Below are 26,055 nucleotides of genomic sequence, written 5' to 3' on the forward strand. Positions count from 1 at the left end.
GGAGGCCGTCGGTGGTCGCAGAGCAGGGGGCAGGGTGAAGCTTCTCCACTCCGGGAAGGTCCGGGACGTCTACGAGGACCGCGGGGACATCATCCTCGTGGCGTCCGACCGGCTCTCGGTGTACGACGTGATCCTGCCGACCGCGATCCCCGACAAGGGCAAGGTCCTGACGCAGCTCTCGCTGTGGTGGTTCGAGCAGCTCGCGGACATCGTCCCCAACCACGTGATCTCGGCGACCGACGTGCCCGAGGAGTTCGCGGGCCGGGCCGTACGCTGCCGCAGGCTCGACATGCTCCCCGTGGAGTGCATCGCGCGCGGCTACCTCGCCGGGCTCGGCCTCAGGGAGTACCAGGCGACGGGCGCGGTGTCCGGCGTGGCGCTGCCGCCCGGGCTCGTGGAGGGTTCCAAGCTGCCGGAGCCGGTCTTCACACCGACCACCAAGGCCGAGCTGGGCGCCCACGACGAGTTCATCACCTTCGCCGACGTGGTCGCGCAGGAGGGCGCCGAGACCGCCGAGGAGCTGCGGCGGGTCACGTTGGAGGTCTACCGGCGCGGCGCGGAGCTCGCCGCCGAGCGGGGCATCCTGATCGCCGACACCAAGCTGGAGTTCGGACGGGCGGCCGACGGCACGCTGGTGCTGGGGGACGAGGTGCTGACCTCCGACTCCTCGCGGTTCTGGCCGGCCGACCAGTGGGAGCCCGGGCGCCCGCAGTACGCCTTCGACAAGCAGTTCGTACGAGACTGGGCCGTCGGCACCGGGTGGGACAAGAAGGAGCCCGCGCCCGAGGTGCCCCAGGAGGTCATCGACACCACGCGGGCACGCTACATCGAGGCGTACGAGCGCATCACCGGCAAGGCCTGGTAGCCCCCCTCCCTAACCCCGGGCCAGAGGATGGGGGAGGCGTCAGGGGCGGTCCGGGGTCATCCCCGATGGGAGCGGGGGCGTGCCCGGACCATCATCGGACCATGTCCAAATCGCTGACCGCTTCCCGCGACGTGTACACCGGGATGGCGTTCGCCGCCGCCCCCCTGTTCCTGCTGGCGTACGGGGTCATCCGGCTGCTCGACGGGCTCGACGGGAGCCGGGGTCCGGGCGTGGCCTGGACGACCGGCCACGCGGCGTTCCTCATCGGGCTGCTGATCTTCGGGCCGGTGGTCCTCGGGATGCGCCGCATGGTGGCGGCAGGGACGACGGGGCTGAGGTTCACCGCGACCCTGAGCACCGTGATCGCCCTGCTCGGGGTGTCCGCCACCGCCGGGCAGGCCGTCATCGACCTCGCCGTGGGGCTGAGCGCGGCCGACCGGCCCGAGATGAACCACCTCTTCCAGCAGGTCCAGGGGTACCCGGGCGTGACCCCGGCGTTCTACACCGTGGGGCCTGTGCTGTTCTACGTCGGCCTGCTCGCGCTCGTCGTGCTGCTGGCCGTGGTGACGCCGGGACGGGTCAGCGGCTGGAGCCCCGCGCTGGTCGTCCTCGGCACCGCGCTGATGGCGGTGAACCTGGACCTGATCCCCGTGGGCGCCGTGTGCTACTGGCTCGCCCTGGCCCCGCTCGGCCGGAGGCCGGCACTGGGAACCCCCGGCGGCGAGGGCATGGCGAAGAACGCGCACGCCCTCGCCTGACGGCCCTTACTTCTTGCAGATGTTCTCGGTGGCGGTCCTGGCCACCGGGGCGTCGGCGGCGGGGGCGGGGGTGGGTGTGGCGGCGGGGGAGTCCTTGACGGTGACCTTCTTGGTGCCGGAGTACTTGCTCCCGACGATGACCTCGATGCCCGGCACGTCGGCCTGGCGCAGGTCGGCCCCGGGGATGGCGGCGGCGACGGTACGCGCGGAGTCCTCCCGGCCGGCGGGATAGCGGACCACGGTGTCGGTGTGGTCGCGCGGGGTCGTGTCGCCGGGCTCGGCGGGCACCTGGAAACCGACCTTGCGCAGGTCGGTCCTGGTGCGGGCGCCCAGGCCCGTGATGGCCGTGCCGTTGACCACCCGTACCACGATGCGCGAGGGCGCCACGGTCAGCGCGTCGGCCGAGGAGGACGAGGATGACGACGAGGCCGAGGGCGTGGGCGTGGCGCTCTTGGAGGCCGCCGGCTTGACCAGGGGCTCGTCGGCCGCGATCCGCTTGAACAGGTCGCGGGCCGCCGTCTTGTCCCACAGCACGGCGGACTCCCCTGTGGGGGCCGTGTAGTTCACGTCCGCGAGCGGGACGGTGGTGAAGGCCACGTCGTCGGTCGAGACGTCCTTGAGCTGGTCGGCGAGCCCCAGCACGTCCTTGGCCAGGGCGTCGTCCACGGTCAGGGTCTTGAGCGTCGAGCTGACGAGCCCACCGAGCTTCGCGGGGTTGGCCAGGGTGCCGCCGCTCAGCGCCCGCTGGAGCAGGGCCGAGATGACCTGCTGCTGCCGGTCGATGCGGTCGAGGTCGGAGCGCGCGGTGGCGCGGGTGCGCGCGTAGAACAGCGCCTTCACCCCGTCGAGCTCGTAGGTGCCCGGCTGGAGCTGGAACTTCGTGTGCTGGTCGTTGATCGCGACGGGGGTGCACACCGAGACCCCGCCGAGCGCGTCCACGACGTTGATGAACCCGAGGACGTTGACCTCGATGTAGTGGTTGATGGGCAGCCCGGTGGCGTTCTGCACCGTGCGGACGGCCAGCTTGGCGCCGCCGAGGGAGTACGCTGAGTTGATCTTGTGGGTGCCCTTGCCGGGGATGTCGACCCAGCTGTCCCGGGGGAGGCTCACCACGGTGACCTTCGAATGGTCCTCCGAGAGGTGGATCACCATCATCGTGTCGCTGCGCTGCCCGACCTCACGGCCGAGGTGGAGCTGGTTCTGCTGCCGCCGCGACAGGTCGTCGCGCTTGTCGACGCCGACCAGCAGGATGTTCATCGCGCCACGGGCGTCAGAGCCCACGGTGCCGGCGTTGACCCGCTTGATCTGGCTCGCCGCGTACGTCGAAAGGAACCACAGCACGCCCGAGCCGAGCAGCACCGCGCTGGACAGCGCCCCGGTGACCATGATGGTGCGCGCGCTGGACCGTGCCCGTCTCGTGCGGCGCTGTGACAGCCTGACGCCGCCGTACGCGTCGCCTCCCACGTGGACACCGGAGTCGCCGACGCCAACACCGGAGTCGTCGTCACTCACCGTGGTGCCCCCCTCAGGCCGAGAACGCTCACCGGTGAGGAGGCTTTCGATCGCCCGTGGGTTGCCGTCCCCACCCGCTCGTACAGTAGCGTGAGCGCCGCCATGAAGGAGTTCCCCGACTCGCCCCGAACCAGCCAGACCACACGAGTCTGGCCGCCGATCTCGGTCGTCATGCCGGTGCTCAACGAAGAGCGCCATCTGCGTGAGGCCGTGCGGCAGGTGCTCGCCCAACGCTACGACGGACCGATCGAGGTCGTCCTCGCCATCGGCCCGTCCCATGACCGCACGCAGGAGGTGGCCGACGCCCTCGCGGCCGAGGATCCCCGCGTGACGGTCGTGCCGAACCCCACCGGACGCACCCCGAACGCGCTCAACGCCGCCATCGGGGCATCCCGCAACGGGATCATCGCCCGCGTCGACGGGCACGCCATGCTCCCGGAGGACTACCTCCAGGTCGCGGTCGACACCCTCGAACGGACCGGCGCCGACAACGTCGGCGGCATCATGGCCGCCGAGGGCGTCACGCCGTTCGAGCAGGCCGTGGCGTGCGCCATGACGTCCAAGATCGGCGTGGGCAACGCGCGCTTCCACACCGGAGGCCAACCCGGGCCCGCCGACACCGTCTACCTCGGCGTCTTCCGCCGCGAGGCGCTGGAGCGTGTCGGCGGCTACGACGAGCACTTCCAGCGCGCCCAGGACTGGGAGATGAACCACCGCATCCGCGAGACCGGCGGCCTCGTGTGGTTCCAGCCCCGCATGCGCGTCTCGTACCGCCCGCGCCCGACGGTCAAGGCACTCGCCAAGCAGTACTTCCACTACGGACGCTGGCGGCGGGTCGTGGCCCGCACCCACGAAGGCACGATCAACCTCCGCTACCTCGCCCCGCCGCTCGCGGTGCTGGCGATGCTGCTCGGCCTGGTCGTGTCGCCGTTCTTCCCGCTCGGCCTGCTGGTCCCCGGGGCGTACATCCTGGCGATCCTCGCCGGCTCGGTGCTCACCGGCCGGGGGCTGTCCGCCGCCGCCCTGCTGCGGCTGCCGGTGGTGTACGCGACCATGCACATCTCGTGGGGCTGGGGCTTCCTCACCAGCCCGCCCCGCCTCGCCAGGCCGCCGCGAGGGGCGTCCTCCTAGCCCGTACGCCGTCTCCGGGGGTCCTCCTGGGCTCCCGGAGACCCTAGAGCCGTAGCGTGCCCTTGAGCCCCGCCATGTCGTGGGCGCGGTTGACGGCCTCGTCGAAGCGGGTCATCGCGTCCGGATGGTCGGGCCCGAGCAGGTAGGTCTTCATCGCCCGCCTCGCCTCGGCCAGCTCGTCCTCGCCCGGGCGCTGGAGCTGCGCGAGGATCCCCGGCAGCTCCCGAAGGTCCGGGCCGAGCAGGTAGGCCGCCTCCGTGCTCGGGTAGCGCTCGCGGAAGACGTGGCCGGCCATCCCCGCGACGTTGGTCACCGCGTACGGCTTGCCGCTCGCCACGAAGTCGGCGACGACGCTGGAGATGTCGCTGACCAGCAGGTCGCAGTCGTTGAAGCAGTCGTACAGGTGCGGTTCCCGGCCGGCGACCACCCGATGCGGCGCCGCACCGGCCCTGATCATCTCGACGATCCGCCGATGGGCCGTGTTGGCGCGGGGGTCGCGCTCGCCCGTCAGCGGATGCGGCTTGTAGATCACCCGTACGGCAGGGGAGTGCGCGAGCAGGGCCCGTACGAGCTTCGGGCCCATCGTGATGAGCGAGGTGTGGAACAGGTCGTCGGTCCAGCCCTCCCACGTGGGAGCGTAGAGCACGCTGAGCACCGGCAGGCCGGGCCCGTTCCGCCTGATCCCCGACAGTTGCGGGCGGCCCACCTCGACGATGTCCTCGTCGCGTACGCCCACCTGGGCGCGCAGGTAGCGGTCGCGCCCGGCCTGCCCGGCGACCCACACCTCGTCGTACGCCTTGGAGAACGGGTTGAACGAGGCCTCCTTGTCGCTGTCGCCGTGGCCGATGAAGACGCTGCGCAGGCCCGGGGCGCGCAGCAGGTGGATGTTCTTGCCCACGTTCGACGCGTAGAGGGCGAGCCGGGCGCCGTCCAGCCCGCGCAGGTTCATCAGGTCGACGGCGGACGGCACGCACAGCACCGGGAGCGTCGTCGCCCCGAGCAGGGGCAGGATCTCGCGCTCCCGCAGGACGACGATCGTGCGGCGGCTGAGCCGCGCCAGCGTGTCCAGCCACATGGTCGCCTGGTAGACGGAGGTGGCGGGGCCCGAGAAGTAGAAGATCACCTCGGGCCCGTACGCCTGGACCCGCCGGTCGACCGCCTCGATCACGCGCTCGCGGTTCGCCAGCGGCGCCGCCCGCCGCGCGTGCACCAGCAGGACGAGCACGGCCGCCGCCTGGAGCGCGATGGCCGCGCCGAGCCCGGCCCCTCCCAGCACGGCCGTACCGGAGCTCTCCCGGACGGTGAGGGCGCCCAAGGCGATCGCGCCCACGGGGAGGACGTCGACGTAGAACAGCCGCGCGCCCCGCCATCCGGCCAGCCCTCCCGGCGGCTCCCCGGGGATCCGCAGCGAGGGCACGTCGAGGTTCCTGGTCGTCACCGGCATGAGGTTGAGGCAGCGGTCGAGATAGAGCGCGGTGCCCGCCTGGAGCACCCGGAGCACGTGCATGAGCAGCAGCCCCCCGCAGAGCAGGATGAACCATCGGGAGCCCGCGCCGGCCGTGCGCGCCACGAGCAGCACCGCGCCGGCCTCCCGCGCCAGGAACCGCACGGTCACCCCGAGGTGGATCCGGCCCAGCCGGTCGAGCACCGGCCGCGCCAGGCGCCCGGCCGCGGCCTCCGCGCCGTACGACACCGCCACCACGACGGCGAAGGCCGTGGGGAACGGGTACAGCGCGGTGACCATCAGCGCCGGGAAGGACAGCAGGAGCAGTCCCGCGAGCAACGCTCCAGGCGTGTTTCGGCGCACCCACCCCATCGACGGCCCCCCGGTCGTTTCCCCGCGCGTTGATGGTCTTGTACCCACTCAGGGGGCGCCGCGTACGTCAGGGGGCGCGGCGTACGTCGATCACCTGACCCGTGAGGCCGGAGACGAGCAGGTCGATGGAGGTCTGCGCGACCGCGCGCGGGGACAGCAGGCTGGCCGGGGGCTCGTCGCCGAAGGCGCGGTGCCGCATGGGCGTGCCGGTGCGCTCGGGGTTGACGCAGTTGACGCGGACACCGTACTCGGCCCACTCGTCCGCGAGCGCCTGGGTGAGGTTCACCACGGCCGCCTTGGTGGAGGAGTAGAGGCTGTAGTCCGCGCGGCCCCTGGTGTAGGACGAGGAGGTGTAGAGCAGCAGGTGGCCCCGGGTCTCGCGCAGGTGGCGGATGGCCGCCCTGGCGATGTTCACCGGGCCGAGGTAGTTCACCCCGACGGTCTCCTCCACGGTGAGGTCGTCCGCCTCCCCGAGCTTGCCCATGTGGAGCACTCCGGCGGTGTTGACGACGTAGTCGACGCGGCCGCTCTCCTTGGCCGCCTGGTCGAGGGCCTCGGCCACCGACACGGGGTCCTCCACGCGCACGCCGTTCTGGGACCGCGAGAAGGAGTAGACGTTCGCGCCGTACTCGCCGGCGAGGTCGACGACGTCGGCGCCGATGCCGTAGCTGCCGCCGAACACGACCACGGTCTTGCCCGCGAGCGCCCGCCGGTACGCCTCCGGGCTCGCGGGCACCGGAGCGGTGTTGGAGGCGAGCTGGAACAGCTTGTCGGCGATGTAGACGTCGACCGGGTGGGTGACCTTCATGTTGTGCTCGCTGCCCGGCACGATGTAGATGGGGACGTCCGGGAGGTAACGCAGCACCACGCCGCAGTCGTCGGTGGCGGGCTGCCGGTCGAAGTCCGGGTCGGCGAAGGCGCGCTCGTACGCCTCGCGGATCACCGAGAGCCGGAAGCACTGCGGGGTCTGGCCGCGCCGCAGCCGCGAGCGGTCGGGGATGTCGCGGATGATCTCGCCGCGCGGGCCCGGCGCGGCCACCACGACCGTGTCGGACGACGGGATGGCGACGTCGACCGCGGAGTACACCTTCAGGGCCTCGACGCACTCGGAGATGATGCGCGGCTCCAGCAGGGGGCGCACGGCGTCGTGCAGCAGAACGTCGCACTCGTCGGGGCCGAGCGCCCGCAGGGCCCGCCAGGTCGACTCGGTGCGGCTCGCGCCTCCCTCCACGACCTTGCTCACCTTGTGGAAGCCGCCCCGCTCGACCAACCGCTCGACCTCGGCCGTGAAGCCGGGGGCCATCAGGACGACGATCTCGTCGATCTCCGGCGCGTCGTTGAAGACCGTGAGGGTGTGCTCGATGATCGTGCGTCCCGCGATCTTGAGAAGCTGCTTCGGGGTGTTGAGCCCGACGCGTTGCCCGATGCCGCCCGCGAGGACCACTCCGACGGTCCGCAGGCGTGGTTCCTGTGTGGCCAAAATAGGACTTCCTTATGCGACTCGGTAACGACTCACCCTACTGATCACTACCCGGAGGCGGCGCCCACGTCCCCTTATAACGCAGCGGCGCGCAGCGTGACGCGCCGATGGGATTGCGAGGCGCGTGACGGCTCGGTTACTTTGCGGGGTGGACGATCCCCGGTCGCGGAAGGAGACCCCCGGTTGCCCGACTCCGCGTACCCGCCCCCTGTGAGGCCTCCCCGAAAGCCTTCCGGCACATCTGCGGAGCATTCAGGCGCCCCTTCGGAGAGGAAGCCGCCGGCGACCGTCGCGGTGCTGCTCGCCACCACCCCGGCGGCAAGGCTGGCATGCCCCGAAGGCACGCTGGCCGACCGGCTGGTCCGGCAGCTCGCGACGCTCCATGTCCACCGGGTGCACGTCGTGACCCGTTCCACCGACCTGCCCGCGCTCCCGTCCCGTCCCGCCGTGCTCGTCGCCGGGCCCGCGGTCGAGCCGGTGACCGAGCCGCTTGCCGGGCCCCTGGCCGATCCCTTGGCCGGGCCCGACGTCACCCGGAGCGCCGGGCTCACCGGCGACCTGCGCGCGGTGGCCGAGGTCGCGCGCGCGGTCTCGGGCCCGTTAGCGGTGTTCCCGGGCGACCTGGTCGCCCACACCGAGGCGCTCGCCCTGCTGCTGGCCGACCCCGCGCGGGGCACCGGCGCGCTGGTCTCCCCAGAGCACGATCGGCTTCCTCCGATCCGCGCGGAGCGCGGCAGGGTGGTCGCCGCGGGCAACTCCTTCCACACCGTGAGCGGCGCCAACGGCGGCTTCCGGGGCGTCCTGCACGTGGGGGAGGCCGATCTCGTGAGCCTGGCCGACGTCGCGGAGGAGCTCGCCGACCTCGCGCAGGACCAGCGGCTCGGCGCCGCCGAGGACACCGAGGTGGCCGACCTGCTGCTCGCGGGCCTGGTGCGCGTCGGCGTGCCCGTACGGGCGGCGCCCCTCGGGCGGCTGCACTGCGACAGGGTCACGGGCCGGCTCGGCGCAGACGCCGCCATCGCCAGGCTGGGCGAGGTCGATGAGGACCGCGCCCGGCTGGAGGCCGCGGTCAAGTCCGATGACGGCTTCGTCGCGACGTACTTCGTGAGCTCGTGGTCGGGGCACGTGGTGCGGCTGGCCGCCAGGCTCGGGCTCACGCCGAACTCCGTCACCGGGCTCTCGGTCGGCCTCGCGGGCCTCGCGGCGGTCGCCTTCTCCGCGGGGGAGCGCCGCGCGCAGGTCGCGGGCGCGGCGCTGCTCTACCTGTCGTTCGTCCTCGACTGCGTGGACGGGCAGCTCGCCCGGTACACCCGCATGTTCTCGCCGCTCGGGGCCTGGCTGGACGCCACGTTCGACCGCGTTAAGGAGTATGTCGTCTATGTCGGGCTCGCCCTTGGATACACCGGCGGTGTCGAGCTGGGGTCGACGGGCCCGGGCGGCATCTGGGCGCTGGCGGTGGCGGCCATGCTGGTCCAGGCGATACGCCACATGATCGACTTCTCGTACGCCGCCGCGCGGGCGGACGCCGCCGGCGCCGGCGCGGTCTGGGAGCGTCCCGGGCACGGCGGCTCCCTGGGGCTGCCAGGAGCGCTCAGGCGAGATCCGGTCGTGCCGGTGCGCGGGCGGGCGGACGGCTCCGTCGTGCGGCTCTCGGCCCGCCTCGACAGGAACACCGCCTCCCGCTGGCTGAAGAAGATCGTCGTGCTCCCCATCGGCGAGCGCATGGTGCTGATCGCGGTGACCGCCGCGCTGTTCAACGCGCGGGTGACCTTCCTCGCGCTGCTGGCCTGGGGCGGGCTCGCGGCGCTCTACACGCTGACCGGCCGGATCGCGAGGTCTCTGTGAGCATGACCAAGGTGCACATGGCGCCGGTGCCGCGCAGTTCCGTGGTGACCTACCGCGACGACGGGGTGCTGGCACGAGGCATGGGCCTGCTCGTCGCGGGCCAGCTACCGCCGCTGCCGCCCGCGATCGCCGGGGCGTTCGTCACGGGGGTGATGCTGTTCCTCGGCGTCGCGGGCGCCGACGGGCCGTCCGTCTTCGCGCCCGCCGTGGCGCTGCTGCTCGCGGGACCCGGCAGCTCCCACGCCCACGACGGGCGGCTCGACTGGCTGGTGCCGCCGATCCTGCGGCTCACCGAGTACGGCTTCATCGCCTGCGTGGGCTTCGCGTGGGACGTGCCGAAGGTCCTGCTGTTCGCCTTGCTCGGCGCGATGCTCTTCCACCACTACGACGTCGTGTACCGCTGCCGCCAGCACGTCTACCCGCCCGCCTGGCTCGCCTCCGCCGGGCTCGGCTGGGAGGGACGGATGCTGCTGATCGCCATGGGAGTCCTGCTGGGCGTCGTCACGGCCGTGTTCGCGCTGGCCGCGCTGTACCTCGTGGCGCTTTTCTGCTGGGAGAGCATCACCTGCTGGCTCGCCGCGCCCAGATCCGGCGTCGAGGCGGCCGACCTCGGCGGGCTCGACTGACGGCCGGTCATTGCCAACGATTGGTCTTGTTACGGAATAGGTGAACTCCGGATTACACGATCACCACCTGTAGGCAACTAACCTTTGGCCTACAGATTCTGGCTTTATTGAGGAGTGCACGTTGCTGGGAATGGTGCTGGCCGCCGGGGCCGGACGACGCCTGCGGCCGTACACCGACACGCTGCCCAAGGCGCTCGTGCCGGTCGACGGAGAGACCACGATCCTGGACATCGCCCTGCGGAACCTCGCGGCGGTCGGTCTGCGCGACGTCGTGGTGATCATCGGCTACGCGGCGCAGGCGGTGCACGACCGCAAGGCGGAGCTCGAACGGCGGCATGACGTGAAGCTCACCCTCGTGCACAACGACAAGGCGGAGGAGTGGAACAACGCCTACTCGCTGTGGTGCGCGCGCGACCACTTCTCCGAGGGCGCGCTCCTGGTCAACGGCGACACCGTCCACCCGGTGTCGGTCGAGCGCACGCTCCTCGACGCGCCCGAGACCAGCGACATCCTCCTCGCGGTCGACGACGTGAAATCCCTCGCCGACGAGGAGATGAAGGTCACACTCGACGAGGCGGGCCACCTGCGGCGCATCACCAAGCTGATGGACCCCGCCGACGCCTTCGGCGAGTACATCGGCGCCACCCTGATCCGTCCCGGGGCCGCCGCGCGCCTCGCCGACGCCCTGAAGGCCACCTTCGAGCGCGACCCCCAGCTCTACTACGAGGACGGGTACGGCGAGATGGTGGCCCGCGGTGAGAAGATCGCCGTCGCCCCCATCGGCAAGGTCGACTGGGTGGAAGTCGACAACCACGACGACCTCGCCAAGGCCAGGGAGATCGCGTGCACCTACTAGCCGAGCCGCCCGCGGGCCTGCGGACGGCCGGCGTGTCGTGCTCTTCGACGGTACGGGAGAACGCATGCCGCTCCTAGCGCGAATGCTCATGGCACCGCTGACGGTCGAGGTCCGCCGGGGCGCGGTGGCCCAGCTTGGCGCGCTGCTCGCCGACAGCCGGGTGGTCACCTCCGGCCGGGTCGCGGTCGCGGTGGGCGCCGGGCAGGGCGACCACATCTCCAGCATGATCGCGCCCACGCTGGGCGAGGCGGAGGTGTTCCGGGTCCCCGACGGCTCGGTGGACTCCGCGGTGTCCCTCGGCGCCGACCTGCGCAAGGGCGCGTACGAGGCCGTGGTGGGCATCGGCGGCGGCAAGACCATCGACGTCACCAAGTACGCCGCGTCGCTGACCGGCATCCCCATGGTCGCGGTGGCCACCAACCTCTCGCACGACGGCATCTGCTCGCCCGTCTCCTCGCTGGAGCACGAGGGGGGTAAGGGGTCGTTCGGCGTCCCCATGCCCCTGGCGATCCTGGTCGACCTCGACTTCGTCCACGGCGCGCCCCCCTCGCTCGTACGGGCCGGCGTGGGCGACGTGATCAGCAACCTGTCGGCCATCGAGGACTGGCAGCTCGGCAACGTCGAGCGTGGCGAGCCCATCGACGGCCTCGCGGTCGCCATGGCCCGCACCAGCGCCGAGGCCGTGCTCGGCAGGAGCGACTCCATCGAGTCCGACGCCTTCCTCACGGTCCTGGCGGAATCTCTGGTGCTGTCGGGCATGTCGATGGTCATCGCGGGTTCGTCGCGTCCCAGCAGCGGTGGAGATCATGAGATCCTGCATGCCGTGGACCAGCTCTTTCCGGGCACCTCGAACCACGGCGAGCTCGCCGGTATCGGGGCCGCCTTCTGTTTCTTCCTGCGCGGGGACGAGCGCCGGCTCTCGCTGGTCGCCGACTGCCTGCGCGGGCATGACCTTCCGGTCACCCCCGGCGACGTCGGGCTGACGGCCGAGCAGTTCACCGAAGCGGTGATGCTGGCGCCGTCGACCCGTCCCGGGCGATACACGATTCTGGAGCACCTGCGCCTCTCCGAGGCCGAAGTGCGTGACCGGGTGGAGGAATATGTCCGGGCCCTCGGTCATTGAGCTGCGTGCGGTCGCTCAGCCGCACACGACCATGGAGCGCAACTCCGGCGAGCACTGGGCCGGCGCGCTCTACATGCGCAAGCTGTCGATCTACGTGACCTGGGCGCTGGCCCGCACGCCGATCACCCCCAACCAGGTCACCGGTCTGATGATCCTGGCCGGGCTGCTCGCGGGCGTGGTGCTGGCCCTGCCGGGCCTGTGGGCGGCCGTCGCCGCGGCCGTCCTGATCCAGGTCTACCTGCTGCTCGACTGCTCCGACGGCGAGCTGGCGAGGTGGACCCACCGCACCTCGATCACCGGCGTCTACCTCGACCGTGTCGGTCACTACTTCTGCGAGGCCGCGCTGCTGATCGGGCTCGGGTTCCGGGCCTCGGCCACGCTTCCCGACTGGTACACCGTGCTCGGCGTCGCCGCCGCGCTAGGGGCCATCCTGATCAAGTCGGAGACCGACCTGGTCGACGTCGCCCGCGCCCGTTCAGGGCTGACGGCGACCACCGAAGCGGCGGCCGAGCACTTCCAGTCGCGGCGGCTCGGCGCGGCCAGGAAGGTCGCCGCGGCCCTCCGGTTCCACCGGGTGATCCAGGCGGTGGAGCTGTCGATCATCGCCGTGATCGCGGCGGTCTGGGACGCCGTGGCGGGCACCCTGGTGGCGACCCAGGTGCTGACGATCGCGTGCGTCGTCTTCGCGGGGCTTCAGACGATCCTCCACCTCGTGAGCATCCTGGCGTCGAAGCGGCTCGGGTGAGATGAGAAAGCATCGGAACCGGCGGCGGCCCTCCGGCGTCGTATCTCTGTCAAGAGCCACCGCCAAGCCAACAGTTACTGTTTGGCGGGGGTTCGCTGACAGTTCCGATACCCTTATTTCGCAGTATGCAGACACAAGCTGGATTGCCCGCTCACACAGACTCGGTGATCATGACTCCATGCGTTCTCCGTGCGTCGAGGCGATGACGCGTTGAAGATCTCGTGTGTCATCCTCACCATGGGCAACCGGATCGCCGAGCTCGACAGGGCCGTCGAATCCGCGCTGAACCAGACCGACGGTGACGTCGAGGTCGTGGTCGTCGGCAACGGTGCCGACGTGCCCAAGCTCGCCGAGGTCCCCATGCCCGGCGCCACCTCCGTGCGCACCGTGCGCATCCCGCACAACGTCGGCATTCCCGAAGGCCGCAACCACGGCGTTCGCGAGTGCACCGGCGACGTCGTGCTGTTCCTCGACGACGACGGCTGGTACGCCGACGACAAGCTTGCCGCGCACGTCCGTGAGCGGTTCGCCGCCGAGCCCGACCTCGCGGTGATCTCCTTCCGCGTCATGGACCCCGACGGCGGCGTGGGCCAGCGTCGCCACGTGCCCCGCCTGCGGGCCGGCGACCCGCAGCGCTCCTCGCCGGTGACCACCTTCCTGGGCGGCGCCTGCGCGATCAGACGCTCGGCCTACCTGCAGGTCGGCGGCCTTCCGGGCCGCTTCTTCTACGCCCACGAGGAGACCGACCTCGCCTGGCGCCTCCTCGGCGAGGGCTACCGCATCGAGTACGACGCGGACGCCGTCATGTACCACCCTCAGGTGCCGCCCACGCGCCACGCCGACTTCTACCGGCTGAACGCGCGCAACCGGGTCTGGCTGGCCCGCCGCAACCTTCCCTGGGCGCTGGCGGTGCTCTACCTGCTCGACTGGGCCGTGCTGACGCTGGTGCGCGAGCGCTCCTCGGTCGCGGTCAAGTCATGGTTCCGGGGCTTCAAGGAAGGCCTCCGGGAGCCGGCGGGCGAGCGCCGCCCCATGGCCTGGCGCACCGCCTGGCGCATGCTCCGCCTCGGCCGCCCCCCGATCGTCTGAACCGTCACGACCGTGGCCTCCTCGTACGGCTGTGATCCTCGCCGGTTCTGATGGTCGGATCAGCGGCGTGGTCGGCACGGATCCGGCAGCGCCGCCGGGGGCCGCAGCCCCTCCAGCGGTGCCATAACTGTGGTCAGCTCAAACTGTGGTGAGCTCAAACTGTGGTGAGCTCAAACTGTGGTGAGCTCAAACTGTGGTCAGCTCAGCCGGACGCCGGCGTAGACGGCCATCGCGTCACCCTGGTACTCCGCCGGCCCGTCGGCGACCCGGTCGTACACCGATCGCCACTGTGGGTCGTCGACACCCGTGGTGTGAGGCGTCGAATCCCTCGAACAGGTTCTCCGGCTCGTTGATCTTCGGCGTTCTGTCGTCCTTTCCTGCCTGCGGTTCGGCGATGGTGCGGCTCACGGTATGGGCCAGCGTGTCGAACCGGTCGCGCTCCCGCACCAGCCGCTGATGGTGCGCCCGTAGCGTCGTCACTCGGTCGAGCTGGTCGTCCAGGACTTTGGCGATCTCACTAATCCGGCCACACAGACGACCGTAGAAGTTGACGCTACGGAAAGCGCACCCTCGGACTTCCGCCCGCTGTGCAGGCCTGTGGTGGTGTGGTTTGGGCGGTCGGGACCATGTGGCTTCTTTGAATCGGTGTGAAGTAGAGCGAGGGTGCCGATGGCCGTGGCGACGTGGTCGGCTTGCCGCTGGGCTCCAGCGGTCGGATTACGTGGATAGGTGCCGCTGATCTACCGGGTGACAAAGCGGGCATTAACGGGGTTCGTTTGCGTCCAGCATGTCGGTGGGTGGTCCGTTATGCCGCAGACGGGGTTCGTGTTGGCATACCTGCTGTTCAGATGGCATGGATGGCGCGGTATCTGAAATGTGTGACCGGTGTGGGGAAGCGGTGCTTTTGCTGATGGGATTGCAGGTGGCGTCCCGTTTGATGTAGAGCATTACCCGCGCTAAATGGGGCAAGCTCGGACAGGTGCCTATAATTATAGTGATGGTTTTTCTTGTGGACAATAACTATCTATTTCGCTTTCGGTGCTATTTGTTGGTGGCAGGAATTTGAGTTGCGAGTGACTCTGGAATGTGAAAATATTCGTACGGGTTTTCGAATTCGCTTTGGGGGTGGCGGCGGGTGGCAGATGTCTCGAGGTTCGGTCGATCGCACCCGCAGCCGGGTTCGCTGGGCGGGGGTGTGCTCGGCCCTGAGTGGTGGCAGGCGGTGGTAGCGCGTTCCTCCGGCTGGTCCAGCGACGGGTCCGCCGCACGCGACCTCCCTCCGCTGAATGACCCACCCGACCCCCCACCCGACCCCCAGCCCGGCCCCAGCCATCGCGACCGGCAAGCTCGTGGCGGCCACAACCGGGCGCCGCGTTCTCCCTCCCTGCATGTTCCCTCCCTGCGTGACCGTGACCTGCGTGACCGTGACCTGCGTGACCGTGACCTGCGTGACCGTGACCTGCGTGACCGTGACCTGCGTGACCGTGACCTGCGTGACCGTGACCTGCGTGACCGTGACCTGCGTGACCGTGACCTGCGTGACCGTGACCTGCGTGACCGTGACCTGCGTGACCGTGACCTGCGTGACCGTGACCTGCCCGGCAGCGTACGCGAGCCGTTTGACCGGGGTCTGGGTAATGAGCGGGATGGCGTGCGGGTCGGCTCTGCTGACACTGGCGACCGAGAGGATGCGGGTGGCCGGCCTGCTGATGCTGGTGGCGATGACCAGGCGGACGGTGGGGAGAGTGGCGGCGGGCCCGCGTCGTGGGTGTTGGTGGGGCGGGTACGGGAGGCGGCTCGGGCGTTGGCGGCTGGCCGGGTGCCGGACTCTGCGGCGGTCTGTGCGGCCGAGGTGGAGGATCTGGTGGTCGCGCGTGATCGGCTGGTGTCGGCGATCGCGGCGCGGGTGGGCCGGGTGCATGCGACCGGTGAGGCCCGGGCCCAGGGGCATGCCTCGACCAAGACGTGGCTGCGTTCTGCATGCGGGATGAGCATGCCCGGGGCTGGACGTCTGGTGGGGTTGGCGGTGGAGTTGGCCCGCCTTGATGGGGTGCGTGCCCGGTTCGCCTCAGGCACCCTGGGCGAGGGCATGGTGTCGGCGATCTGCGCCGCGACCGCGCACCTGAATGACGAGCAGGTGGGGCTGGCCGAGCCGATCCTGCTGGGTCTGGCTGATGAGGCGAGTCCGGCGGAGGTGGCCAAGGCGGGTCGTTACCTGCGTGAGGTGCTCACCCCCGGTGGGACCGCCGGTGAGGCCGAGGCGGATCATGCGTCCCGTTTCTTGGTCGTGCGTGAGAGTGCTTGGGGTGGGATGGAGGGGGAGTTCCGGTTGCCGCGTGAAGCCGCCGCCCGGCTCAAGTCCCTGCTGGACTCCTACGCCAAACCCCGGGCCGAGGGTGATGACCGCCCGCTGCGGGTACGCAACGCCGACGCGTTCATCGCTCTGCTGGAACAGCAGATCACCACCGAGCTGCTGGTCCTGGTCAACGCCGCTTCCCTCCCTGACGATCTTGCCCACCCAGCGCCGGACTCCCGGAACACCCAAACGGAGCCCGGACCGGCTGGACCTACCAGGCATCTTGAACCTGCCGGCGCTGCTGGATTCGTTGGACCCGGTGGGCATGAAGGGGATGCCGGGCCCGAAGTGGGCGCCGGGGCCGGTGATGGTGTTTGCGGGACGTGCGGGCAGCGGGCCGATCGCGGGCTGCCCGCGATGCTGCCGGGCACCGGGCAGTTGTTGCCGGTGGGTGATGTTCACCGTTTGGCGCGCACCTCGGCTCTGGTGCGGATCGTGATGGACGCCCAGGGCCAGGTGCTGGACATGGGACGGCGGGTACGGCTGGCCACGGCTGCCCAGCGGCGGGCGGTGATCGCCCGGTATGCGACCTGCTGGGTGCAGGGCTGCCCGCTACCGGCCACCATGTGCCAGATCGACCACGCCGACGGCTGGGCGCACGGCGGACCCACCGACCTGACCAACCTCGGCCCCGCCTGCCAGTTCCACAACCGCGACCGCTACCGCCACCCCGACCGCTACCAACGCCACCGCACCGGAAAAGACCGCTGGACCTACACCTACATCGGACGCCACCCCAGCCAGCAGCCCCGCCCGCACCCCCGCACATAGACCCGGCACTCCGGCGCCAGAAGACGATGGTGATGTCGCAGGACGCAGGACGCAGTCCCCTGAGCGAGGCGTTCTTGAAGATCGCCCTAGAGCTCACTCCCTCGGGGATGACTCTACGCTCGGGGAGGACTCTACGTGGGTAAGGCGTCGGCACCCCGAGCGTCTCAGGAGTGCGGGAGCTCAATCGGGGCGTGGAAGGTCATTTTGAGGTGGGAGGCCGTGGTGGTCATCAGGGCGCGTTTGGGGAGGCCCAGTTCGCTGAGTTCCTTGGCGATGGGGTGGTTGCCGAGTCTGATCAGAGCTCCGCCGGGGCGGGCGCGTACGCCGTGGGGGCGCATTGTCCAGCTGGTGCGCCGGGTCACGCCGTCGAGGCGGGAGTAGGCCTCCATCGGGGTCGGGGCGCCGACCACCGGCATCCCCGGACGGATCAGCAGGTCGAGGACGAGGCGACCGTCCTTGCGCAGCACGCACCGCTTGTACGGCGAGGTCAGCCGGAGGTCGATCTCCGCGAGCTCCTTGGGGAAGCCCCAGATCGTGCGTCCGGCCTCCATGGTGAAGCCCTGGTCCACGGGGAGCCAGTGGATGAACGCCCCGGTGCCGTTCAGGCGAAGATCCTTCAACCCCGACAGCATGCCGCGCGTGGGTAGGCGCCCGGCCTCCGGAGGGCGGACCATGAACGCCACACCGAACTCGTTGTAGGAGTCGAGGTCGCTGTCGCCATAACGGACGAACGCCAGCGTGCACAGGGCCTTGCCGGGAAGCACTTCGGTGACGTCGAGATCGGCGTAGGCGAGCACCGCCCGGGCGGCGTCCGCGCGCACGAGGTACATCGCGCTGCACATCGTGGCATCCCTGACCTCTACCGGCACATCGACCCGGCGCCCTTGGATGAGATGGCTAGCCATAACGTCCAGTACACCAACCCGAGCTGCGGGGCGCCAGCCGTACAAGAACGACAGAACGGAACGACGAGGTGAACGGTCGTGCGGGGTGAGGGGAGGTGCGGGCGGGGTTCAGGGGGGTCGCTAGATTGCGGGGATCGGTTGTGAGAAGGAGTGTGCGTGTCCCCCGACGTACCCCGGTCGCCCCTGGGCCGGCGCATGGTGCTGATACTGGCTCTCGCCTGCGGCGTCAGCGTGGCCAACGTCTACTTCCCGCAGGCCATCAGCCCGCTCGTCGCCGCCGGGTTACACGTGTCGCCGGACTCCGCCGCCCTGGTGGCGACCGCGACGCAGATCGGCTACGCGGTCGGCATCTTCCTGCTGGTCCCGCTGGGCGACCGGCTGCCGCATCGTCCTCTCATCGTCACCCTCCTCACGCTCACGGGCCTCGGCCTGCTGGCCGCGAGCGCCGCGCCCGCGCTTCCCTTCCTCGTGGCCGCCGGCGCGGTCGTCGGGGTGACGACGGTCGTCCCGCAGGTCATCATGCCGATGGCGGCCGGACTGGTGGCCGACGACCGGCGGGGCGCCATAGTCGGGACGCTGCTGGGCGGTCTACTCGGCGGCATCCTGCTCGCCCGCACGTTCGGCGGGACCGTGGGCGAATGGCTGGGGTGGCGGGCCCCGTATGTCGTGGCCGCGGCACTCGCGCTGCTGCTCGCGGTGGTCCTCGCCTTCGCCGTGCCCAGGACGAACCCGCCGTCGCGGCAGCGGTACCCGTCCCTGCTGGCCGAGTCGCTACGCCTGCTGCGCACGGAGCCGGATCTGCGGCGCTCGTGCTTCTACGGGGCGACGCTGTTCGGGGGCTTCAGCGCCGCGTGGACCAGCCTGGCCCTTCTCGTCAGCGGGCCGGCGTACGGCCTCGGGGCCCAGGCGGTGGGGCTGATCGCGCTCGTGGGCGCGGGAAGCGTCTTCTGCACGCCCGCCGCCGGACGCTACGTCGACCGCCGCGGCCCTGACCCGGTCAACCTGGCCTGCATCCTCGGGGCCATCGTGGCGGCGGGCGTGCTCACGGCGGGCGGCTTTGGGGGCGCCATCGGCCTGGCCGCGCTGGTGGTGGGGATGCTGCTGCTCGACATCGCGGTGCAGTGCGGTCAGGCCGCCAATCAGGCGCGGATCTTCGCCCTGCGTCCCGAGGTCCGCAGCAGGCTCAACACCGCGTACATGACGTGCTCGTTCGCCGGCGGCAGCGCCGGGTCGTGGCTGGGAGTGCGCGCTTACACCACTCTGGGGTGGGCGGGCGTGTGCGGGCTGCTGGCGCTGGTCGCGGTGCTCGCTCTCGGTCGGCACCTGGTACGCCGGCCCCGCCGGCATCCGGCCGTCGCCGAGCAGGCCGGAGAGGACACCGGCGCCGTCCGCTGATGGCCGCGGGGCCGGGTCAGGCGGGGACGACGCGGTGGACGGCGGAGGCGGGGACGCGGACGGCCCATTCCTCCAGCCTGGCGACGAACTCCCGCGCGTGGTCCGGCCAGTGGTAGTGGCCACGGGCCTCGGCGTACCCTCGGGCGGCCATCACGGCCCGCCGCTCGGGGTCGTCCCGCAGGCGGAGTACGGCCTGCGCCGCCGCGTCCACGTCGCCGTAAGGAACGATCATGCCGCAGTCCGTACGCCCGACGATCGAGGCGGCCATGGGCAGCGGGGTGGTGATCACGGGGACGCCCCTGGCCATGTACTCGATGACCTTGGTCGGCAGGGACTGCCGGTAGTTGGGCACGTCGTGCAGGAGCGAGAGCCCCGCCAGCGCGCCTTGGGCCATGCGCAGCGCGTGGTCGTTCGGCACGTACCCGAACCAGTCGAGCAGGCCCTCCCGCTGCGCGTCCCGCAGCATCGGGCGCACCGCCGCGTCGGCGGCTCCGATCAGGTCCAGGCGGATCCCGTGCGGGCGGAGCCTGCGGGCCAGCTCCACCATCTCGGCGACGCCCCTGGCCTCGGACAGGTGGCCGACGTAGACGACGCGGTTCTCGCCAGGCGGGGGCGGCGGCGTGGCGGGCACGTACGTGGTGTTCGGGATGACCGGGTGGTTCCCGGCGAAGCGGTCGCGGTAGGCGGCCTCGGCCAGGATCAGGTGCAGGCGGCGCTCCGCCCGCCTCTCGACGCTGTTGATCAGGTGCGGGAGCATCCGGCGCGCGGAGTCGGACAGGTAGGGCTTGGTGTCCAGGGCGCCCACGATGTCCTCGTGCACGTCCCACACGGTCGTGGGGCGGCGGCGGGGCAGGGCGAACAGCAGCTCGATGTCGTGGACGAGCAGCAGGTCGGCGTCCCTGGAGCCCTTCTTCAGCGCGATGCGCGCCGCGTTGAGCGCGCGCCCCCTGCGCAGGCCCACGGAGCGCGGCACGTCGATCGCCTGGATCTCCTGCGGCGGGGTGACGTTGCAGTGAGTGAACGGCGCGATGTAGGTGACCTCGTGCCCGGCGTCGAGCAACGCGCGGATCTGCCGATGCATGATCCGGGCGTCCTCCGGGTGGTGGACGATCGTGCCGACACATACCTTCATATGTCGATGCTGGGTGGCGTTCCCTTCCTGCCCGGATGCGGACCGTGAATCAGAATGAAAATGCCGCTGAACATCAGCCCCTGAGGCGGTCGCCGGGTGGCCCTACGAGGAGGGCCTGCGGTAGAGCCAGACCAGGCGGGGCTCCAGCAGCCACTTGAAGACCGTGCGGGTCTCCGGCAGGCACAAGATGATGGCCAGGGCGAAGCAACTGCTCGTGATGGCCATGACGCCGAGCGGGCCGTGCAGCCACGGGAAGCTCAGCCAGCCCATCTCCTTGGCGATGAGCACCGGAACGCCGTGGAGCAGGTAGCAGTAGAGCGTGCGCGTGCCGAGGTCGGAGAACCACGTGGTCCTGCGCGGCACCAGCGCCAGCACCGCCACCGAGACGGTCAGCGCGGCGATCAGCAGCGCCGTGCGCATGCCCATGCCCATCCACCATGACAGGTGGAGCTCGGCGTAGCTGTCCTTGAAGTAGATCGGGCCGAGCGGCACGCGCTTGGAGATCAGGATCGCCACCCCGGCGGCCCCGACGAGCACCACCGCCGACACGATCTTCACCCAGAGGTGGTTCAGCATGTCGAAGTGGCGCGGCTGGAGCCACAGGCCGAGTACGAAGAACGGCATCAGACCGAAGAAGCGGTCCATGCTGAAGTCACCCGGCAGATCGGACAGCCCGGCGAGCAGGTAGACGGCGACCGCGATCGGCAGGGGATAGCGCATGCGCTTCCACACCGGCGTGGAGAGCCGCCAGAGGAGCAGGGCGAGGAGGTACCAGTTGAGCCAGGCCGGGTCGATGATCGTCAGGCTCCACTTGTGGCCGAGCGCGAAGCGGAGCGCGGCGTAGCCGATCTCCACGATCACGTACGGCACCAGGAAGGTGTCGACGAGCTTGTTCGTCTTGGCGTTGGAGTTCCAGAAGTTCCTGCTCAGGTAACCGCTGATGAGCACGAACAGCGGCATGTGGAACACGTAGATGAACAGGTAGGCCGACCGGGCCGAGTGCGTCGCGAGCGTGGGCACCAGGGAGTGCCCGGTGGCGACCAGCGCGATGAGCACGAACTTCACGTTGTCGAGGTACGGCTCTCGCGGGCGCTTCACCGGCGCGGGCGCGGGGGCCTCCTCTGCCTCGGGCGTGGAGTCGTCCCACGCGGCCTCGCGGGCGCGCCCGGGCTGCCGGACACCGGGCTGCCCGGCCCAGGCGGGCGGAGCCCCCGCGGAAGCCGCAGGAGAGGCATCAGGAACCGGGCGCCGCTCCCAGTACGAGAAGCCGTCGGAGGCGGTGCCCTCAGGCAGCTCCTGCGGCTGCGGCGGCGCCTCCCACGCGGGAACCGGTGCGGCGGGCGCCTCGCGCACGGCAGCGCCGGACGCCGGCTCGTCCCACTTCGGTTTGTCGAAGGTGAACGTCTCGGGGTCGTCCTCGGCCGTGTGCTGGCCCGGCCGGGCGTGGACGCCATCTCTGGCGGCATTCGCGGCCTGCTCGGCGACCGGCCACAGGGGCTCCCGGGCGTGCTCACCGGAGTGAGGCCGCTGCCGGTCCCACGCGCCCGTAGGGGGCTCGGCGTAGTCGGGGACGGGCCAGCGCGCCGTCGGCGCATCCTCGCCGGCGTCCGTTTCCGGGGCAGGGTCTGTCGGTGCCTGTCCTCGTCTGGCGGTGGCCCCTGACTCGTCGGCGTCGGTGGAGACGCCGTCGGTGCGTGGAGCCGGAACCTGGAAGGAGGATCTGGTGTCACTCACGGGGGAAACGCTCAGCTATCTGTCGGGAGACCAGGGGTAGCTTCTGACACTGGTAGGTGCCCTCGAAGGATGCGGCGGAATGGAGCGTGCGGGCACGCCTGCCAGGTGATCCACCATAACGCCCTCGTCAGGGATTGTCGCGACGGAGCCGGAAGTTGGACCTGGGGGAATCATGAGAAACGGCCCGGTCCCACAGGGAGACCGGGCCGTTTCCTTGATCGGCTCAGGTGCTGCAGACGTCCGTCTTGGAGTCGACCACGCGAGCGCTGTCAGGGATGGTGACCGGCACCTTGACACCCTTGAAGTCGGCGCCGATGACCAGCTGGATCACCGGGCTGCCGGGCGGCGGCGTGGCCGCCGTACCGGCGGAAGGCGTGGGCGCCGCCGTGGGGGTGAAGGGGGTGATGAGCCCGGCCGTCACCTTGCCGGCGGCGGGGGTGACCTTGGTCATCAGCTTCGCGGCCACGGGAGCGGCGTAGTCGGCGCCGTCGGCCGAGCCCTTGGCGTAAAGGACCATGGTCTGCGGCCGGTCGGTGCCGTCGGGCTTGCGCGCGTCGCCCACCTGGGTGACCTTGAAGCCCTGGGCCGCCAGCGCCTCGGCGACCTCCTTGGCCCTGCCCGCCGTGTTGGTGCCGTTGACCACCTGGATCCGCACCTGACCTGGCTTGATGGCCGGCTTGGCGGGCCCGGCCGAGGCGGACGACTCAGCGCTCGGCTTGGCCGTCGGGGTGACCTCGACGTCGGTGCGCAGCGACTCGAACATGTTCCCGGCGTCCGGCTGCTTCCACTGCACGCGGTTCTTGTTGGCGGGGTACGGCTCCCAGGGAACCGTGACGAACTTGACACCCTTGGCGGTCAGGCTACGGGCGCTCTGCGCGATCTGGATCAGGGTGTCGACGTCGAGCTGCGGGTCCATCACGACCGACTTGGCGGCGGCGGTGACGAGGTTCAGGAGCTTGGCGGGGTCGGTCAGGGTGTCGCCGCTGGTGGCCTTCTTGGCCACCTGTGAGAGGAAGATCTGCTGGCGCTTGATGCGGCTGATGTCGCTGCCGTCGCCCATGGAGTGGCGCGCACGCACGTACGCGAGCGCGGTCTCGCCCTTCACGATCTGCTTGCCCTTGTCGAGGTGCAGCTTGGCCTGCTTGTCGTCGACCGCCGATGGCACGCAGATCTGGATGCCGCCGAGCGCGTCGACGATGCTCTTGAAGCCGGTGAAGTCGACCTTGATGTAGTGGTCGACGCGGATGTTGGTGGTCGCCTCGATCGTGTTGATCGTGCAGGCCATGCCGCCCTCGTTGAAGGCGGAGTTGATCATGTCGAGGCGGGGGGCGAGGGGTACCTTCGTCTGCGCGTTCTTGCACGCCGGGATCTGCACCATCGAGTCGCGGGGGAAGCTGATCAGCGTCGCCTTGTCGCGGTTCGGCGAGATGTGCATGAGGATGATCGTGTCGGTGCGCTCGCCCTCGCCGGCCATGTGCTGGCCGTACTTCTTGTTGTCGCCCGCGCGGGAGTCGGACCCGACGAGCAGGACGTTGAGCGCGCCGGTGGAGTTGACGGGCCGGTTGGCGTTGAGGTCGGGGGTGACGTCCTCAAAGCTGAAGTTGCCGAGCACGTTGCGGTAGAGCGTGTACCCGGTCAGCGCGATCAGCACCAGCACGGCGGTGAGCGCGATGCTGATGTAGGCCATGACCCGCATGCGACCGCCGTTCGGGTCACGGGGGCCCTTGCCGCCTCGGCGCCGCCCGCGCCGGCCGGGGTCGTCCGGCGGCGGGGGAGCGGGCTCGGCGGGGACGGCCCTACGGCGCGAGCGCTTCTCCTCGACCGGCGGGGCGGCCTGCGCACCGTAGGCGTCCGGCGCACCGTAGAGGTCCTGGGAACCGTAGGCGTCGCGCGCACCGTAGGGATCGCGGGAGCCGTAGGCGTCCTGCGCGCCGTACGCGTCCTGCGCGCCGTAGGCATCCTGCCGGCCGTAGGGGGGCTCGGGCTCCTGCGGGCCCTGGGAGGCGGCCCGGCGGCGGCGGGGACGCTCGGCCTCGGCAGGGGGGAGGCCGCCTGGGGGTTCCGGCGCCCGGCCTCGGCTCGACCTGCGGCCGGGCTGGCCCGGATCCGCACGTTGGTCCCTGACCGTGGCGCCGTGTCGGTGCTCGCTCATTTCGTCATGAGGTTAGGTCACCGGCCCGCTTCTGGGCAGCATGATCGGGTGAATAGGCTCATGATCATGAATACTCCAGAGGGGTCGACACGGCGGCCAAGCTTACCGACAGGAGGATATTTGCTGGAATATCCTAATCCGCCGCTTTACTTGAAATTCACAGAATTCGCAGGTAGTGGCTTCTCTGACTGATCCGCCCGTCCGGTGGTCATGAGCGCGGCGGCGAGGCAGGCCAGCGGCACCGCCGGCAGCACGTACCGGTAGTCGAACTCGGCGGTCGCGGCCGGGATGACCAGCAAGGACACCGATGTCACCCACGGCAGCGCCCAGGACGCCTCCGTACGCCCGCCCCGGCGCCTGCGTACGGCCGCGACCATGGGCGGCACCAGCAGGAGTGCCAGCAGCACCGTGCCCGGCACCCTGACCACGTCCTGGTAGGCCCGCATCCAGCCCGCGAACGGCTCCGCGACGCGCGTGCCGATGGGACCCCGCTCGTAGCGCACGGCGAACCTCGCCCCGGCCGTGGCGGGGTCGCGGTCAGGCGGCGGGGGCGTAGCGGCGGGGAACTCGTAGTGGTCGTAGATCTGCTGGTCGGGGTACACCGGACGGCCCCACGTGAACGACCGGGCCAGCTCGGACAGCACCGAGGCCGCGTAGTCCACCGGCTGGCTGCGCAGGGCCAGGAACGCGAACCGCCCCGCGAGCCGGTCGGTCTCCGCGGTGAAGGTGATGCCGGGCAGCGCGACCAGCGGCGAGCCCGCGTCCCAGACGTACTCCTGGGACGGCGGTCTGCGCGAGGGCGGGGTGGCGTCGCACAGCACCGCGAGGTCGGCAGGCGGGCGCATGACGCCGCAGTCCGCGAACGACATCGTGCGGGCGTAGAGGAAGACCCCGTTGGAGCCCACGATGCCGAACCGGTGGTAGGTCGAGGAGAACCAGGCGGCGTACCCGGCGATCGGCAGCAGGGCCACGACGGCGAGCACGCCCACGAGGCGCGGCCCCCCGGTCAGCGCGGTGCCCGACCGGCGTGCCGCCAGTCGCCGGCTCGCGTGCCGGACCAGCAGCCAGGCCGCCACGACCGCGATCAGCGGCAGCCCCACCGTCCTGGTGAGCGTCGCGGTAGCCAGGAGCAGGCCGGCGGCGCAGGCCGTACGCCAGGTGAGGGGGCCCATGGCGACGAAGACGGCCGCCACGACGAGGAACATGAACAGCGTGTCGGAGACCAGGAGGTGCTCCAGCTCGACCTGGTAGGCGTCCAGCAGCACCGGCGCGGCGGCCAGTGCCGCCACCCCGCGCCGCCCGCGCAGGCGCAGCACGGCGGCGTAGACCAGCACGCCCGTGGCGAGGCCCAGCAGGTGCTGTACGAGCACCACGAACCCGAAGCTGTGAAAGGGCTCAAGCAGTCTGAGGAACATGGAGTAGCCGGCGGGCCGCACCAGGTCGGGGCGGGGCCGCATAGCGGTGACCACGTAGGTGTAGGAGTCGGGGAACCACAGCGCGGGCCGGTAGCCGACCATGGCCACCACCCGAAGCACCGCGCCGGCCGCCACCACCACGACCAACCACCGATGCCGCCCGGCCACGCCACGTGCGCCCCCATGGGCCGACAGCGCCGTGAGGAACCCGCGTGACGGTGCGATCAGGAGCCGCCCGACCGCTTCGCGCAGGCCGCCGCCGGTCCGCAAGACGCGGTCCCACCCGGCAGCCACCACTCCGTACCCCCACACCCCGAACGATCCACGCGGCCGGGCCGTACGCTACCTG

At 70.7% G+C, this 26,055-nt stretch carries 19 protein-coding genes; 11 read left to right on the forward strand and 8 right to left on the reverse strand.

What is annotated here, in order from left to right; all coding sequences use genetic code 11:
• Positions 1 to 34: 34 nt before the first annotated feature.
• A complete protein-coding gene (locus OG589_RS43725; protein ID WP_405144831.1) occupies positions 35 to 865 on the forward strand; it encodes a phosphoribosylaminoimidazolesuccinocarboxamide synthase in 831 nt (276 codons plus the stop codon).
• Positions 866 to 966: 101 nt separating this feature from the next.
• Positions 967 to 1,623 (forward strand): hypothetical protein, encoded by a 657-nt coding sequence (locus OG589_RS43730; RefSeq protein WP_405144832.1) that lies wholly within the window; start codon positions 967 to 969, stop codon positions 1,621 to 1,623.
• Positions 1,624 to 1,629: 6 nt separating this feature from the next.
• Here the strand turns inward: OG589_RS43730 and OG589_RS43735 are convergent, their stop codons facing one another.
• Complete coding sequence (locus OG589_RS43735) at positions 1,630 to 3,135, reverse strand: LCP family protein (RefSeq protein WP_405144833.1); 1,506 nt, start codon at positions 3,133 to 3,135, stop codon at positions 1,630 to 1,632.
• Positions 3,136 to 3,237: 102 nt separating this feature from the next.
• Between OG589_RS43735 and OG589_RS43740 the strand changes: the two genes are divergently transcribed.
• The gene (locus OG589_RS43740) at positions 3,238 to 4,266 is read left to right on the forward strand and encodes a glycosyltransferase family 2 protein (protein WP_405152240.1); all 1,029 of its coding nucleotides are present in this window, start codon (positions 3,238 to 3,240) and stop codon (positions 4,264 to 4,266) included.
• 43 nt (positions 4,267 to 4,309) lie between these two features.
• Here the strand turns inward: OG589_RS43740 and OG589_RS43745 are convergent, their stop codons facing one another.
• Both OG589_RS43745 and OG589_RS43750 read right to left on the reverse strand, forming a co-directional pair.
• A complete protein-coding gene (locus OG589_RS43745; RefSeq protein ID WP_405144834.1) occupies positions 4,310 to 6,073 on the reverse strand; it encodes a CDP-glycerol glycerophosphotransferase family protein in 1,764 nt (587 codons plus the stop codon).
• Positions 6,074 to 6,149: 76 nt separating this feature from the next.
• Positions 6,150 to 7,562 carry an SDR family NAD(P)-dependent oxidoreductase gene (locus OG589_RS43750; protein ID WP_405144835.1) on the reverse strand — a complete coding sequence of 471 codons (1,413 nt, stop codon included), beginning with the start codon at positions 7,560 to 7,562 and terminating at the stop codon, positions 6,150 to 6,152.
• Positions 7,563 to 7,856: 294 nt separating this feature from the next.
• Here OG589_RS43750 and OG589_RS43755 point away from each other — a divergent pair, with 294 nt between their 5' ends.
• The 7 genes from OG589_RS43755 (at position 7,857) to OG589_RS43785 (ending at position 16,973) form a co-directional block, all read left to right on the forward strand.
• Positions 7,857 to 9,407: a CDP-alcohol phosphatidyltransferase family protein gene (locus tag OG589_RS43755; RefSeq protein WP_405144836.1), complete on the forward strand. Its 1,551-nt coding sequence runs from the start codon at positions 7,857 to 7,859 to the stop codon at positions 9,405 to 9,407.
• 2 nt (positions 9,408 to 9,409) lie between these two features.
• Positions 9,410 to 10,033, forward strand: coding sequence for a DUF5941 domain-containing protein (locus OG589_RS43760; protein WP_405144837.1), 624 nt, complete (start codon positions 9,410 to 9,412; stop codon positions 10,031 to 10,033).
• A 121-nt stretch (positions 10,034 to 10,154) separates the two neighbouring features.
• Positions 10,155 to 10,889 carry a sugar phosphate nucleotidyltransferase gene (locus tag OG589_RS43765; protein WP_405144838.1) on the forward strand — a complete coding sequence of 245 codons (735 nt, stop codon included), beginning with the start codon at positions 10,155 to 10,157 and terminating at the stop codon, positions 10,887 to 10,889.
• 82 nt (positions 10,890 to 10,971) lie between these two features.
• The gene (locus tag OG589_RS43770) at positions 10,972 to 12,012 is read left to right on the forward strand and encodes an iron-containing alcohol dehydrogenase family protein (RefSeq protein ID WP_405152241.1); all 1,041 of its coding nucleotides are present in this window, start codon (positions 10,972 to 10,974) and stop codon (positions 12,010 to 12,012) included.
• A complete protein-coding gene (locus OG589_RS43775) occupies positions 11,990 to 12,757 on the forward strand; it encodes a CDP-alcohol phosphatidyltransferase family protein (protein ID WP_405144839.1) in 768 nt (255 codons plus the stop codon). Before OG589_RS43770 ends, OG589_RS43775 begins: the two co-directional genes overlap by 23 nt.
• A gap of 210 nt (positions 12,758 to 12,967) precedes the next feature.
• A complete protein-coding gene (locus OG589_RS43780) occupies positions 12,968 to 13,846 on the forward strand; it encodes a glycosyltransferase family 2 protein (protein ID WP_405144840.1) in 879 nt (292 codons plus the stop codon).
• Between the two features lie 1,852 nt (positions 13,847 to 15,698).
• Entirely contained in the window at positions 15,699 to 16,973 is a 1,275-nt protein-coding gene (locus OG589_RS43785; RefSeq protein WP_405144841.1) for a DUF222 domain-containing protein, read from the forward strand.
• Between the two features lie 164 nt (positions 16,974 to 17,137).
• Here the strand turns inward: OG589_RS43785 and OG589_RS43790 are convergent, their stop codons facing one another.
• A complete protein-coding gene (locus tag OG589_RS43790) occupies positions 17,138 to 17,878 on the reverse strand; it encodes an acetoacetate decarboxylase family protein (RefSeq protein WP_405144842.1) in 741 nt (246 codons plus the stop codon).
• Between the two features lie 156 nt (positions 17,879 to 18,034).
• Here OG589_RS43790 and OG589_RS43795 point away from each other — a divergent pair, with 156 nt between their 5' ends.
• Complete coding sequence (locus OG589_RS43795) at positions 18,035 to 19,273, forward strand: MFS transporter (RefSeq protein ID WP_405144843.1); 1,239 nt, start codon at positions 18,035 to 18,037, stop codon at positions 19,271 to 19,273.
• A gap of 16 nt (positions 19,274 to 19,289) precedes the next feature.
• Here the strand turns inward: OG589_RS43795 and OG589_RS43800 are convergent, their stop codons facing one another.
• From OG589_RS43800 to OG589_RS43815, 4 genes are all read right to left on the reverse strand, one after another.
• On the reverse strand, positions 19,290 to 20,405 hold the full coding sequence (locus OG589_RS43800) for a glycosyltransferase (protein ID WP_405144844.1): 1,116 nt from the start codon (positions 20,403 to 20,405) through the stop codon (positions 19,290 to 19,292).
• Between the two features lie 102 nt (positions 20,406 to 20,507).
• On the reverse strand, positions 20,508 to 22,139 hold the full coding sequence (locus tag OG589_RS43805; RefSeq protein WP_405144845.1) for an acyltransferase family protein: 1,632 nt from the start codon (positions 22,137 to 22,139) through the stop codon (positions 20,508 to 20,510).
• 223 nt (positions 22,140 to 22,362) lie between these two features.
• Positions 22,363 to 24,291, reverse strand: a complete 1,929-nt coding sequence (locus OG589_RS43810; RefSeq protein WP_405144846.1) for an LCP family protein — start codon at positions 24,289 to 24,291, stop codon at positions 22,363 to 22,365.
• A gap of 146 nt (positions 24,292 to 24,437) precedes the next feature.
• Positions 24,438 to 26,000, reverse strand: a complete 1,563-nt coding sequence (locus OG589_RS43815; protein WP_405144847.1) for a hypothetical protein — start codon at positions 25,998 to 26,000, stop codon at positions 24,438 to 24,440.
• Positions 26,001 to 26,055: the final 55 nt, after the last annotated feature.

The sequence above is a fragment of the Sphaerisporangium sp. NBC_01403 genome (assembly GCF_045040145.1).
Lineage (GTDB): Bacteria > Actinomycetota > Actinomycetes > Streptosporangiales > Streptosporangiaceae > Sphaerisporangium > Sphaerisporangium viridialbum.

Bases quoted from the DNA above. Each gene is read 5' to 3' on its own strand.
- OG589_RS43770 (WP_405152241.1), top strand. From the start codon at position 10,972: ATGCTCATGGCACCGCTGACGGTCGAGGTCCGCCGGGGCGCGGTGGCC.
- OG589_RS43775 (WP_405144839.1), top strand. From the start codon at position 11,990: ATGTCCGGGCCCTCGGTCATTGAGCTGCGTGCGGTCGCTCAGCCGCAC.
- OG589_RS43790 (WP_405144842.1), bottom strand. From the start codon at position 17,878: ATGGCTAGCCATCTCATCCAAGGGCGCCGGGTCGATGTGCCGGTAGAG.
- OG589_RS43810 (WP_405144846.1), bottom strand. From the start codon at position 24,291: ATGAGCGAGCACCGACACGGCGCCACGGTCAGGGACCAACGTGCGGAT.
- OG589_RS43730 (WP_405144832.1), top strand. From the start codon at position 967: ATGTCCAAATCGCTGACCGCTTCCCGCGACGTGTACACCGGGATGGCG.
- OG589_RS43740 (WP_405152240.1), top strand. From the start codon at position 3,238: ATGAAGGAGTTCCCCGACTCGCCCCGAACCAGCCAGACCACACGAGTC.
- OG589_RS43760 (WP_405144837.1), top strand. From the start codon at position 9,410: ATGACCAAGGTGCACATGGCGCCGGTGCCGCGCAGTTCCGTGGTGACC.
- OG589_RS43800 (WP_405144844.1), bottom strand. From the start codon at position 20,405: ATGAAGGTATGTGTCGGCACGATCGTCCACCACCCGGAGGACGCCCGG.